This window comes from Chitinophaga sp., assembly GCF_035761305.1.
GTDB lineage: Bacteria > Bacteroidota > Bacteroidia > Chitinophagales > Chitinophagaceae > Chitinophaga.
Map to the genome: position 1 here is coordinate 1 of NZ_DASTRI010000044.1, position 13,887 is coordinate 13,887.

8 protein-coding genes and 1 pseudogene are annotated in these 13,887 nt (G+C 52.1%); all 9 read right to left on the minus strand.

The genetic code is table 11. The features are described 5' to 3' along the window. On the minus strand, positions 1-950 hold a 950-nt coding region (locus VFS25_RS04535; RefSeq protein WP_326460933.1), incomplete at its 3' end, for a sulfatase-like hydrolase/transferase. Beyond that, positions 934-2,094, minus strand: a complete 1,161-nt coding sequence (locus VFS25_RS04540) for a hypothetical protein (RefSeq protein ID WP_326460934.1) — start codon at positions 2,092-2,094, stop codon at positions 934-936. The genes VFS25_RS04540 and VFS25_RS04535, both read right to left, overlap by 17 nt. Before the next feature lie 4 nt (positions 2,095-2,098). Further along, positions 2,099-3,148, minus strand: coding sequence for a family 43 glycosylhydrolase (locus tag VFS25_RS04545; RefSeq protein ID WP_326460935.1), 1,050 nt, complete (start codon positions 3,146-3,148; stop codon positions 2,099-2,101). A gap of 122 nt (positions 3,149-3,270) precedes the next feature. Continuing rightward, the gene (locus tag VFS25_RS04550; protein ID WP_326460936.1) at positions 3,271-4,734 is read right to left on the minus strand and encodes a RagB/SusD family nutrient uptake outer membrane protein; all 1,464 of its coding nucleotides are present in this window, start codon (positions 4,732-4,734) and stop codon (positions 3,271-3,273) included. Positions 4,735-4,744: 10 nt separating this feature from the next. Further along, entirely contained in the window at positions 4,745-7,822 is a 3,078-nt protein-coding gene (locus tag VFS25_RS04555; protein WP_326460937.1) for a TonB-dependent receptor, read from the minus strand. A 425-nt stretch (positions 7,823-8,247) separates the two neighbouring features. Continuing rightward, the gene (locus tag VFS25_RS04560) at positions 8,248-10,077 is read right to left on the minus strand and encodes a beta-galactosidase family protein (protein ID WP_326460938.1); all 1,830 of its coding nucleotides are present in this window, start codon (positions 10,075-10,077) and stop codon (positions 8,248-8,250) included. A 15-nt stretch (positions 10,078-10,092) separates the two neighbouring features. Next, positions 10,093-11,619: a glycoside hydrolase family 30 protein gene (locus VFS25_RS04565; protein ID WP_326460939.1), complete on the minus strand. Its 1,527-nt coding sequence runs from the start codon at positions 11,617-11,619 to the stop codon at positions 10,093-10,095. Between the two features lie 112 nt (positions 11,620-11,731). Then, positions 11,732-13,402, minus strand: coding sequence for a RagB/SusD family nutrient uptake outer membrane protein (locus VFS25_RS04570; RefSeq protein WP_326460940.1), 1,671 nt, complete (start codon positions 13,400-13,402; stop codon positions 11,732-11,734). A gap of 17 nt (positions 13,403-13,419) precedes the next feature. Continuing rightward, a pseudogene (locus VFS25_RS04575) lies at positions 13,420-13,887 on the minus strand (SusC/RagA family TonB-linked outer membrane protein); the annotation flags it as partial.

The window sequence follows — 13,887 nt, forward strand, 5'->3', positions numbered from 1 at the left end:
TTTTCCGAAATACCAAGAGAGTCGAGCAGGTGCACCACTTCGCCGGTCAGCCAGTCCATTTCGGCAATCACATCGCCCCTGGGGCCCATGCTGGTGGTGCCTGCAAACTGCTTGCTGGGCATGCGCGGCACATGTATGTTGGGAAAGGCATAATAAAGAAAGAACGGCTTATTCTTATGTTCAATAATATAATCCTTTGCTTTTGCATTCAGCACAAGCGGTATCTCCTCATCTACCCACCTGGCGCGCTTTCCGCCGGTCATAAAGCCAATGCGGCTAACGCCGTTGATGATGGTGTTACTGTGCTGCGTATCTGCTTTCTGTTTCAGCAGCTCAGGGTTTGAAAGGCCTGTAGGCTCATTGCCGATCTTTCCCTTGTAGCTTACTGTAATGGGGTCGCGGGGATCCAGGCCAACCACGTTGCCGTTTTCTACGAACACGGTGGGCACCCTGTCTAATGTTGCCGGAATAATGAAAGAATAGTCGAACCCTATTTCGTTGGGCCCGGGCGCAATATGCCCGTTCCAGTTAATAGTGCCGTTGCCCAGCCCCAAATGCCATTTGCCCACAATGCCGGTGGCATAGCCGGCCTGCTGCAGCATACCCGGTAGGGTTACCGTACCAGGGCGTATCAGCAGCGGCGCATCCCCGGGAAGAATGGCGGCATTATTCCTGAATGCGTACCTGCCGGTGAGCAGGGATAGCCTTGACGGCGTGCAGGTAGCTGCCGTGCAATGCGCATCTGTAAACCGTACGCCCCTGGCGGCAATACTGTCAATATTAGGCGTTTTAACGGCTGTTGCGCCGTAGCAGCCCACATCGCCATAGCCGAGATCATCTGCATATAAGATAATAACGTTGGGCTTTGACTGGGCAAATGCGCCGTTCCACACCAGGGTAAGGAGCGCAGCAAACAGCAGCGCGGTGCAGGTGCTATTTTTTATTTCCATGATTAACAATATCTACAAAATCATCAAACCACAAAGGGTTGGGCGTAAAAGAGCCATCGGCCTGCGGCTGCAGGCTTTTCATCGGGAATATCGGGTTTACGAACCATATGGGCGTTTTGGGCCCTACCTTTGCCGGCGCCGACTGGCTAAGAAAACCGTAGGTTGCCAGCACCACGCCATAACGCTGAAAGTACCGGTAGTACGTTTGCATAAAATGCGGCGGAAACCAGGAACGGGATGCGAACATATCCGCCCACTCCGCTGCGCTTACCCTTTCCGTGTTTGCCTTGCTGTACCATTCATACAACTTCATACCCGGCGCATAATGATATTTACTGGCGAAGCTGATGCCTGCCGGGCTATCGCCCAGTTCATCGGACACATGCCGGTTATACAGGCGGAAAAGAGAGAACTCCGGCACAATAATCGGCTTGTGAGGCATGATAGACCTTACAAACCTGAAAGCTTCGTCCATTTCCAGCGAATCGCTGATGTGCAGGTGAATGGAAAGCCCCCTGATATTCCTGTTCTCCTGCGCAAGCCGTATCAGCCCTGCTACACCCGGTTTCTGCTGCTGTACCTTTTCAAAAAGCGCGGGCAGGGAGCCGGCATAAATATCCGGATGTTTAAGCGCAGGATGTTTTTTATAATAAGGCAGCACCACTTCGTTCAGCAGCCTTTCGGTAAACCGTACCAGCGGCACTATGCCTGCTGCATTCACTTGCAGATCCGGCTCCATTGTTTCCAGGTTAGGCTCGTTGCCCAGCTTGAATATGCTCACGTAAGGGCCTACACGCTCCAGTATGGCCGCAGCTACGCCAAAGTACTTTTTTTCTTCGGCCGACCCGGGAGCCGGTATGGGCAATTTGTATTTTTTGAAATCCCAGCGGAAACCGAATGCTACTTTGTAGCCGGCCTTTTGGGCATCAATCACCTTTTGCAGCCCGGGTTCCGTGGAAGGATCCTTTTCACCTCTAATATATTCAAAAATATAAGGCGTGGTACGGATCCATTCCACGGGTGTCTTCCGCAGGTATGTTAGGTCAATGATCTCGGGATCGTGGTTAAAGTTGGCCCCTATTTCCTGCGCATGCAGCGCTACAGGGAGCAATGCGATGATGGCTGTGAATATTTTCCTGGTCATGTTTTCAGTTTGTTTTAAATGAAGCATAAAATGCAGCAGCGCGCGCACTATCCGGCTGCAGCCGGCCATCTTCCCATTTAACAGGCACCAGGCCGGGCCTGCATGTTACCTTAAACCTGGCGCCCATAATGCCTCTTGGGTTAAAGAAGATGGTGGACCACCAGTTGCCTTCCCGGTCGCGGAACACGTTATTGTGCCCTCCCTGCAGGATGGCGGCATACCGGGGACCGTAAGGGCCGTAAATGTTATCGGCCTGCGCTATCACCACATCATAGCTGTACAATGAGTCTTTTTTGTTCCCGTCGTTCCGCAGGTAGGAGTAAGCGCCGTTCTCTTTTTTAACAGACCAAACTGTTTGCAGCAGCTGGTATTTGCCGTTATGCTTTGTAATAAACACACCCTCAATATACGGGTCGGGGTTGTAAGGCGTTTCCGCCAGCTTCCTGAACGGCTCCGCAATATCGCTGAGGTCATCCTTCATGCGGGCTATGAAATGATTATGGCCTACCAGGTACACCTGTCCGTTATCATCTTCAAACAGGCTCAGGTCAATATCCGGGAAAATGGGTTTATCCCTGTTTCCTTTAATATTCCTGTAAGGCCCTTCGGGCTTGCCTGAAACGCTTTCCAGCACAAACGAACCGGCATCTCCATTCAGGCAGGCCACCAGCAGCCATTTCCTTTTGCTTTTAATATAATGCAGCTCCGGCGCCCATACCGCCCGGTAAAAAGAATCCAGCCGGTCTTTGTTGGGCGACATAGCGCCCGGCTCCAGCGGCCTGCCTTTCCGCTGCCAGGGCGCCGCATCCCTGTCAAAGCCCCATACCAGGCCCATAGGCTGCCACTGCCGCAGGTTCTTTGACCGCCACATATACAAACCGTCGTTGTAATCCCAGCAATGCACCTGCCCCGAAGGGAACACCCGGCCGGGAGTGGCCGTGGTGCCGGTCATGTAATAATACCCGTCCGGCCCTGTCATTACATAGGTATCACGCATCCACTGGTCCATGACGGGTACAACAGACGAAGGCACCGTGAGGGCAGCGTTTCCCACAGGGGCCGCAGGGTTGCTGTACCGGGCGGGTTGTTCACAGGATGAATATGCAATCAGGCATCCAAGCAAAATAATTGCAGCGCTTAATTTAACCATTATAATACTTCCTTTAGCTTACTGTATCAATATCCCGTGTTTTGCTTACATGCCGGGTTCGCATCAATTTCCGCCTGGGGTATGGGAAACAGCTTATGCTTGTCTGCCGCTACGGTCACACCCCTTGCTTTTGCAAGCGTAATAAATTTATCCTGGCGAAGAAGGTCTTCCCTTCTCAGCCCTTCACTGTAAAATTCCCATCCTCTTTCGCGAAGAATCAGGTCGCGGAGCGCTTCTTTACTGCTGGCGTCAGCGGTGGTAAGATCGGCAATGCCGGCTCTTTCCCTCACCTGGTTAATGAGGTTCAGCGCGTCCTGCGTGGGGCCGTTCAGCTCATTCAATGCCTCTGCGCGGCTCAGTAATATATCGGCATAGCGGATAATGGGCACGTCGTTTCCGCTGTGGTTACCCACGGTGTTATTGTCCCAATACTTCAGGCTTCTCACATTGTCGGGGGTAGACAGCAGGTTTACCACTGCATTGGCGGTGTTCACATAGTGGCGTACGAGCAGTATGGAACGTGTGTCGTTAATGGTGTCGAACGTATTGGTAAATGCCGAGCGCATGCGGTACTGCGTGGCAAAATTGGCCATGGCGGTTGTCCACACGAAATCCGGTATCTGCGCCGATGTTTTGAAGCCCGGAGGCAGTGAGCCCGCGGTGTACCAGTTGCCGAAACCTTCCTGGTTCCTGCAGGGATGTACCATGATCATCTCTTTATTCCCTTCATTTTCCACTTTAAATAAATCCTGGTAAGTGGGAAACAGCTGGTAATAGTTGAAGCTCATCACCTGCTGGCAGGCGTCGGCTGCTTTCTGCCATTGTTTTGTATTGAGATAGAATTTTGCCAGCACGCTCCATGCAGCGCCTTTATTGGCCCGTGCAAACGCTTCCTCCTTGCCGGGGTCCGGAAGGTCGGCAATGGCGGCGGTAAGCTCTGTTTCAATGAACGTCTTCATCTCATCATCCGTAGCCCTTGCAAGGCTGGCTTCCGATGTGCTGGAAGTGCGCAACGGAACAGGGCCGAACCACTTGTATAACATATCATATGAGTAAGCCCGCAGGAACCGTGCTTCTGCCGCGTATGTTTTTTTATTGGCATCGGAGGTGTTCACGTTGTTAATGTTCTCCAGCACAATGTTCGCATCCCTGATAGCGCGGTAGGTAGGCGCCCATATATCTGCCTGCAAAGTGCCCAGGGAAGCGTCCCAGGTAAAATTGATCAGCTGTACCAGGGTAAGGTTTTCCGCGCCGCCGGTGTTAAAGCCAATATCAGTGGTTACTTCGGCATTGTTGATGAGCCAGCGTGTAGGCGTTGGATTTTGTATGCCTGCATAGGAGGAGAATAATACGGAGCGTATGCCCTTTTCCGTTGCCAGCACATTTCCCGGGGCAAACTCGCCCGCGGGCGTTACATCCAGTGCTTTCTCACACCCGGTATGCGCAAGCAGGGACGCTATAATAAAAGACAGTATGATAAACTTTTGCATAAAACCGTTTTTAGAATTGAACATTTACACCAAACAAAAAGCTGCGGGTCATCGGGTAAGCGCTGTAGTCTATTTTCAGAATATCATCCCCGATGGAGTTTACAGCAGGGTCAATGCCCGTATAGTTTGTGATCGTGAATAAATTCTGCCCGGTCACATATGCCTGCAGCCCCCTGATCACTTTGTTATTCAGCTTAAAATCATAGCTGAGCCGCACCGACTGCAAGCGCAGGTAAGAAGCGTCTTCCACTGTTCTTGAGTTCACGGTTTGCTGCCCCTGCGAGGTGGGATTTACAAATGACGGGTACTCGTTGGTGGGATTTTCCGGCGTCCAGCGGTTCAGGTAAGGTTCCGCCAGCTTGTTCCTGCGGAAGCTTACGGGAAAATAAGTGTCAACCGCAGCGTTATTTAATACGCTGGCGCCATGCGAGCCTTCCAGGAATACGGACAGCGACAGCCTTCTGAATGAAAACGTGTTGGTGATACCGTAGGTAAAGTCGGGCAACGACTTGCCCAGGATCACGCGGTCGTCTGCATTAATCTGCTTGTTGTTATCCAGGTCGCGGTATTTCAGGTCGCCGGGCTTCACGCCTGCAGGGGCGTTGGAAAAATCATCATTGGTTTGCCATACGCCCAGCACTTCATAGCCGTAATAAGAACCCAGGGAGGCGCCGGGTTTGATGATGCTGGCATTGGCAATAAAGCCCGCGCCGCCGGTGAGTATCTGCGACAAAGGCCCAAGGCTGAGCACTTCGTTCTTCACCGTGGAGAACACAACGCCCATATTCCAGTTAAAGCCCTTGCTGCTGCGGAGTATGTCGCCGGCCAGGTGCAGGTCAATACCGGTGTTTTTCATGCGGCCGATGTTCTGTGTTTTTACGCCAAAGCCGGTGCTTAAAGGCTGCGGCAAATCCAGCAGCAGGTCGGAGGTGCGCCGGTCATAATATTCAATAGAGCCTGAGAGCCGGCTGTTGAACAATGCAAAGTCAATACCCAGGTCGGCCTGTTTGGCGGCCTCCCATTTCAGATCGGGGTTGGCTACGCGGGAAGGCGCCAGCGAGGTATAGCGCTCCCCTCCGAATACGGCGTTGCCGCCGCCGGAGAAGGTAGTGATGTAAAGGTAGTTGGCGATGGACTGGTTGCCGATTACGCCATAGCTTACCCTGAGCTTCAGTTCATCTATGAAGCTTGCTTTTTTCAGGAAAGACTCCTCATGCATCTTCCATGCAAGTGCAGCCGATGGGAAATACCCGAAGCGGTGGTTAGGCCCGAACCGGGAAGAGCCGTCGGCCCGGAAGCTGGCGGTGAGCAGGTAGCGGTTTTTGTAGGTATAGTTCACCCTTCCCAGGAACGAGATGATTTTGGTAGAAGCCCTGCCGCTGCCTATCTGGTTCAACGTGCTGTTGCCCGTACCTATTGCATTATAGGTAAGATCGGGCAGCGAGTAGCCGCGGCCGTTACCTCCAAAGGAATTGGAACCGAAATGCTCATATGTGCTACCGGCTACGGCGTTAATGGAATGGTCGCTGCCAATGTCTTTTTTATAGTTAACGGTAGCCTCACCCATGTAATAGTTCACATTACCGGTGTTAATGGAGGCAATGCCGCCCGTGGGCGATCCTAATATGGTGGTGGGGTCCAGCCAGGTGTTGCGCTGGGTGGTGTTCACATCACCGGCGCCTTTCAGCTTAAGGGAAAGGCCGGGAATAAAATAGTATTCCCCGTAGATGGTGCCGAAGGTCCTGAAACCATCGCTGTTAGCATACTGCCCGTTGATCAGTATCAGGGGATGGTCCAGCGTGGTCATAAACGGCGAGCGGTTATAGGTACCGTCTGCATTATACACCGGGTAAGACGGGTCGTAGTTGATGGCGGCATACAGGGCGCTGCCGTTTTCATTTACCCCTATGCCTACTGAGTTAAAGTTATCTCTTATATAAGAGGTATTAAGGTTGATGCCGAAGGCATATTTTTCCGCAACGCTGTTCTCCAGGTTAAGCCTTGCGGTGTACCGTTTTACAGAAGAATTTTTTACCACGCCCTCCTGGTTGAAATAGCCCAGGGATGCATAGAACTTCGTATTATCCTTGCCGCCGGAAAAGGAAAGGTCGTGGCTTTGCACGCTGGCGGTGCGGTACAGCTCTTTCTGCCAGTCTACATTCACCGGGTCATTGGTCACGCGTTCTGAGGCCACGCCGCCGCCATCATCAATAATAGCGTTCAGCACCTCTTTATATTGCTGGCCGGTGAGCATTTTGAGCGAGTTGGCCGCCTGCTGTGTGCCGTAGTAGGCATTGTAGTTAACGCTTAATTTCCCGCTCCTTCCTTTTTTGGTAGTGATAATCACCACGCCGTTGGAGCCGCGGGAGCCGTAAATAGCTGTGGCTGAAGCGTCTTTTAATATTTCGATGGACTCAATATCCGCCGGGTTCAGGCTGTTCAGCGGGTTACGGGGATTGGGCGTGGCCACAAAACCGGCGCCGCTGCCTCCTACCGGGGATAGGTTGTTCACGGGCATGCCGTCTATCACGTACAAGGGATCATTCCCCGCGGTAATGGAGCTGGCGCCGCGGATTTTCACGCTCATGGCGCTCCCCGGCTCACCGCTTTTCTGGTACACCTGCACGCCGGAAGCCCTGCCCTGCAAGGTTTGCTCCACGTTAATATTGGCGCCGGGCGTAAGGTCTTTTGATTTCAACGACACCACCGCGCCGGTAACGTCCGACTTTTTAACGGTGCCGTACCCAACTACCACTACTTCGCCCAGGTTCTCATTCTTGAGTTCCAGGGCAACATCCAAGGTGGTTTGATTTCCCACGGGCACCTCTTTGGTAGTATAATCCACCATATAAAAGAGCAGCACCGCATTGTTGCCTGGTATGCTAATGGAAAAGTTACCAGTTGCATCGGTGGTGGTCCTGGTATTGGATCCTTTTAACAGGATGGTTACATTGGCCAGCGGCCCTCCTTTGTCGGCCGAAGTTACCTTTCCCTTAATGGTCCGGTTTTGGGCATTGACCAATAACACGGAAAATAAAAGCAGCTTGGTAAGCAGCAAGCGCGCAGTAGTTTTTAGCTTTTTGTTCATATGACAATTGGTTTTAAGGGGGTAATGGCAAAACAGGATGTGAGAGTGGATGGCTGAGGATTGGCCGCAGGTGGTGTTGGCCAGGTAAGGAATAATGCAACAGGGGCATACGGCCCTGCTGCCGGATTTCGATAAAATGGAATAATGTTCATAGCGGAATTTATATTGGCTGTGTAAAGTACCGCTCATTTGCGCTTTGGGGATGTCACTTTTGTAGCGAAAAATGGAAAAAATGTAGTGGGGAAAAATGGGAGAGGTTATATAATATATTGATTTACAGTAATTAAATATTGAAACCGCATTTCGGTCGGGCGCCTGGCTGCCCCGCACAGCCAGGGGCTCACCCCTGCCTGCCCGCTGATGGTAAAAACAGCAAAGCCGTTGAACATTTAAATTCAACGGCTTTGATGTTCCCAACCCTTCCCTTACTTCAGCACATCCAGCACCGCATGATCTATGCCGGTTAACACCTCCCGGCCGGGCTTTAACAGCTCCAGCACCGCTACCTGGTTAACGCCCTGCTTCAGCCACTCCGCAGGCACATATATGGTTTGCTGCGGACCAATTTCCCAATACCTGCCCAGGTTATGGCCGTTGATCCATACCACGCCCTTACCCCAGGCGCTCATGTCAAGGTAAGTATCTCCCGGGGTTGATAAAACAAAGGTGCCCTGCTTCAGCACCGGCACATTACCGGGATTAGGTGCATGGCTTTTGGCTGTTTGCGCAGGCAGGGTATCAAAGGGCAGCCGGAACATTTGCCAGTTCAGCAGCTCTTTGTTATTCAGCAGCACTTTTTCCGTGATGCCTTTTTTATTATGCAAAAGGTAAGGGCCAAAGTTAATGCGGCCCAGGTTTTCCACCAGCACATCCAGTGTTACCTTACCGGCAGGCAGCCGTACCTGCAGGCTGTCCTGGTTTAAGCGCCGGTCCAGCACGCCGGCTCTTTTGCCATTAATGAACACCAGCGCATAGTCGCGCGGCTCCCTGATCTTCAGCAGGCCGGCTTTACCGCCGTTCACCGTGGTGCGGTACAGCACCCAGCCGTAGGCTTGTCCCAGGTCTTCAAACGTTAAAGGGGTTTTATTGTTAACCGGCGAAGGCAGCAGGTCAAATATGTTGCGGGTTTGTGTGAACCGGATGGCGGGTATCTTAATCACCGGCCCTGGCGCCGGTACCGGCGGCAGCGATTGCCCGGCCGGCAAATGCCTGCTGATCACTTCGCGGAATTTCATGAACTTCTCTGTAGGATTACCTGCTTCGTCCAGGGGCGCATCATAATCGTAGCTGCTGATCTGCGGCTCATAAGGACTGTGATCGTTATAGTTGGCGCCATTCATAAATCCCCGGGTAGTGCCGCCATGGAACATGTACATATTAATGGAAATGCCTGCAGCCAGCACACTATCCAGCTTGCCCAGGTATTGCGCATAAGGTACGGTATGGTGTTTGGTTCCCCACCAGTCGAACCAGGCCGGGTACCATTCTGCAATATAAAAAGGCCCTTTTCCATTATGCCAGGTGCGGATGAGCTGTTTCACCATTGCAGGATCGTCTACCCCGTTAATGGCAGGCAGCAGGCCCGGTAAGTGCCCGTTTTTGATGGCAGGCGCAGGATCGCAGGTAAACAGCAGGCCGTCAAAGCCGGCTTCCTCAAATATCTTACGGTTAATAGCCAGGTACTCCTTGTCATTTGAATAAGAGCCATACTCATTTTCTACCTGCACCATTAAAATATTACCGCCGTGGTTCACCTGTAACGGCGCCAGCTGTTTGCCCACTTCCTTTATGTAATTGCGATATGCTTGCAGGTACTGCGGTTCCTTACTGCGCACCACCAATCCTTTTTCGTTCTGCAGCCAGTAAGGATAGCCGCCGAACTCCCACTCTGCGCACACGTAGGGGCTTGGCCGCAGCACAACCCACAGGCCCTCTTCCTGGGCGGTTCTTACAAAGGCGGCAATGTCATTATTCCCTGAAAAATCATAATGGCCTTTTTCCGGCTCATGCACATTCCAGAACACGTAGGTGCCAATGGTGTTCAGCCCCATTGCCTTTGCCATTTTCATGCGCGCACGCCAGCATTCACGCGGCACACGGGGATAATGTATTTCGCCGGAGATCATCTGGAAAGGCCTGCCGTCCAGCAGGAAAACAGAATCGCCCAATGCGAAAGTATGTGCGCCGGTTTGCTGCCCCGCAGCTGTTATACAAAAAGCCATCATAGTAATAATAACTATGCTAATCCTTTTCATGCTTTGCTAATTTAATCAAGATTTTGCCGTGAGGGTTACCACTGCACGGGCAGGAATACGGATGCTGTTTGCTGCAGCATTATCCATGCTGCCGGGAGCCAGGTTGCCCTTGTCTGACGTGGTGTAGGAACGTACCCGGCCTAATTGCGCATGCAGGCAGCGGAGGGTAATGTCCGCTGCTGCCGCGCCATTGTTCACTATTACTATGCTGATGGAATTATCGGTGTTTTTGTACGCAGAGATCAACAGATCCTTTTCAAGGGCTGCGCTGTCTTTAATGGTTACCTGTATTCTTTGTGCGCCCGGACGAATAAACCGGCTGTAGTTGCCAAGCGCCCACAGCATTTTACTGTCGTGGTATTGCCCGCCCGTTTTATTTTTATCAATGTAGATCAGGCCATCCTTATAATTATAAGGCGATATAGCCAGCCAGTACTGCCAGGCAGCGGCATTGGCAACCGCCAGGTCGGTATGAATAACACGCGCAAGATATAAAGCGGCATCCATACCCAGATCTCTTTTGCTGCCGTTGATCTCACCTGCATTATCGCCCAGTATGCAATATTCGGACTGCCAAAAATCAAGGCCGCCTATATTTGCAATATCCGCCGCCAGCTTTTTCCTCACTGCTACTGCTTTGCTGTAGGGCGATGTGGTAAAGTAACTATGTGCGGCAACGCTGTGCTGTACCTGTGGCAGGTTGCCCAGGTACCCTGCGGAACGCGGATCGAAAAAATAACCGGCCTGGCTGCCCCTGGCAGGCTTGTTCCCTTTTTCGTAGAGGTAATTCAGCTGGCCGGCTTCCGGCACCAGTATTTTCGTGGCCAGCCCTTTTTCCGCAAATGCCCTGCTGATGCTGCGTACAAGCCCGCTGACCTCCTCATTGGTATAAGGGCATCCCTCCTGCCCGCCATCGCTCCAATCCCACTGCGGCTCATTTACAGGACTGATGTAATTAAACCGGATGCCGGTGGTGGTATAAACGCCATTCAATACCTGCACCAGGTAGGCAGCCAGATCGTTGTACCGGCTGGAATCAATATTACATTTTCCTTCGCTTGCAAATGCTTTCCCGTTCTTTGTGAGCTGCACCGGCGGGCTGTTCAGGAAAGCCAGGAACTGCTGCACGCCGCTTGCTTTTGCGGCCTGTAAGAACCATAGCTGCCCGGCATGGCTTTTCCAGTTCCAGGTATTACCGGCTTCCAGGAACGACGGCGCGCGGCGCCATTCATCTTTAATGCCACTGGCATCGCCTTGTTGCGCGCTGCCCGCGCCAATATTAAAGCGCCACAGTGAAAGTCCTATGCCCTGCGGCTGTCCCTGGGCCGTGGTGTCCATGCTAAACAGCCAGTCAGCCAGCTGCTGCTTTTTGCTATCGGGCCAGCTGCCGGCAAACTGGCACGACCATGCATCCGATGCGCCAAAGTTGCTGATAGTCTGGTAAGTAACCCCGGCATCCACGCTTACAACCACCGGTTTAACCTGCGCCTGTACAACGCCTGCCCCGGTAACGCATAATAGTAATAGTATAATAGGTCGCATAGCCGTTCTTTAAGTAAAAAAGTAAAAAGTAAAAATAATGCAGCGATACGGTGTTGTGACTACTTTTCATTTTCGTAGCAGCTTTTACTTTTTACTTTTTTACTTTTTATTTTTAGTAACCGGTGTTTTGTTCTATCTGGTTATTGGATGCCTGTATCTCCGCTCTTGGAATGGGCAGCCAGTAATGTTTGGCGGCAAACATCCTGCCGCTTAAGGCTACCTTTCTCGTATATACGTAGTTACCGCTGCCGTCTGTTGTTACATCAACACCGTAAGCCGGCACATTCTCCGTTACGTCTGCTATTTTCCAGCGGCGCACATCATAAAACCGGTGTTCTTCAAAGGCCAGCTCCACCTGCCGTTCCTTACGGATGGCATCGCGCATCTGCGCCTGTGTAAGGCCTGCCGGGAGCGCCGGCTGGCTGGCTCTTTGGCGTACGAGGTTCATGGCGCTGTACACGGTAGCATCCGGGCCAACGGCTTCATTCTGCGCTTCGGCATAGTTCAGCAGCACTTCGGCATAGCGTAAATAAATCCAGGGCTGCAGGCCGGCCACATTCCAGGGATTGTCAATCGGGTTTTTATCATCCATGAACTTGCGCAGGTAATACCCGGTTTTGGTGGTGTTCCAGTTGGAAGGTCCGTCTTTACTGTCTTTCCCGCCAGGTGTGTATATCTGCACGGTAGTGTTCCTGTAGGCGGCGCCGTTATACAATATGGTGGCGTAAAAACGGGCATCCCTGTTGTCGTAAGGGTGCTGCGGGTCGTAACCGGAAGCAGGGTCGGTGATGTCCTTGCCGTTATTCATCTGGTAGGCATCCACCAGGTTCTGTAAAGGCGTGTTGCCCGCCCAGCCGTTATAGCCATTAGGACCGTTGGCTATTTCCATACAAACATGGCGCGCGCCAATGGCATACTGTCTTTCAAAAATGATTTCGTTGCTGCCGGGCGTCAGGAATAATTTAGCATAATCCGCATCCAGCGAATATTTGCCCAGGTCCATCACTGCTTTTGCAGCAGCGGCGGCGGCTGCCCAGGTACCGGTGTTATACAGCGGACTGGCGGCATACAGCAGCAGGCGGGCTTTCAATGCCAGCGCAGCGCCTTTGGTAGCCCTTCCCAGCTGCCAGCTGTCGTCATTTGCCAGGGGCAGCTCCATAGCAGCGCTGTCCAGCTCTGCCACGGCATAGTCAATACAATCTTTTAAAGAAGACCGGGTGAATAATGATGCATCGGTGAGGTCATCTTCCAGGTTATACACCTTATCGCCCATGAGTATAACGCCGCCGTAATTGCGGATCAGGTCGTGATAGCGGAAAGCGCGGATGAAATGCAGCTCGCCTCTCAGCTGGGTGCGATGCCCTGCGCTCATCACCACACTGTCTATATGCGTGAGCGCATAATTGCACTCGCGGATGCTGCGGTAGCTTCTTCCCCAGATGGTGCCTGCAATACCGGTGTTCTCCGGCGCCAGCTGCCCGCGTTGCACCAGCCAGGTATTATCATCATTGTTATAAATAGATTCATCTGTAAGAGAGCTCCACATGGCATATTCAAACCCACGGCCAAAGCCGGGGTTCGTGCCTTCGCCTTCCTTATCCTGCAGCTTAATGCTCATGTAGCGGTTAATCACATAATCTTCAAACAGGGCGGAGTCGGCCAGCACGGCCACATCCGGCACACGGTCCGTAGGTACAATATCCAGGTAGTTTTTTTTACACGAAGCAAATATGCCTGCCAGTGTAACCATCCATATGTATATAATATAATTGCTAGTTCTCATGGCTTCTTTTTTACTGTTTAAAACTTAACATTCACACCCAGGTTCACAATACGCTGCTGGGGGTAAAACTGGCCGCTGCTGCTGTAGGTTTGTCCCAGGCCGCCGCCTTCCGGATCATAGTCCTTCACCTTTGTAATGGTAAACAGGTTAAAGGCATTGGCGTACACGCGCAGCCCCGCAATCCGTATGCGCGACAGCACTTCGGCATTGATGGTATAGCCCAGCTCAATGTTCTTTAACCGTAAAAACGATGCATTATTCAACCAGAATGTATTGTTGTAAAGGCCCCCGTTAATAGAGGCAGAAGCCCGGTTATCCGCACGCGGATAGGTGCCGTTGGGATTAGTGGGGCTCCAGCGGTTATCGGCCCAGCTGCTGTAAAAGTTACCTACGGTGCCGGATTCGGGCAGCACATACTGGCTTACGTGGGTTTGCCCTGCCAGCACAGCGGAAAAGTCGAAACCTTTATAATCCGCGCCTAATAC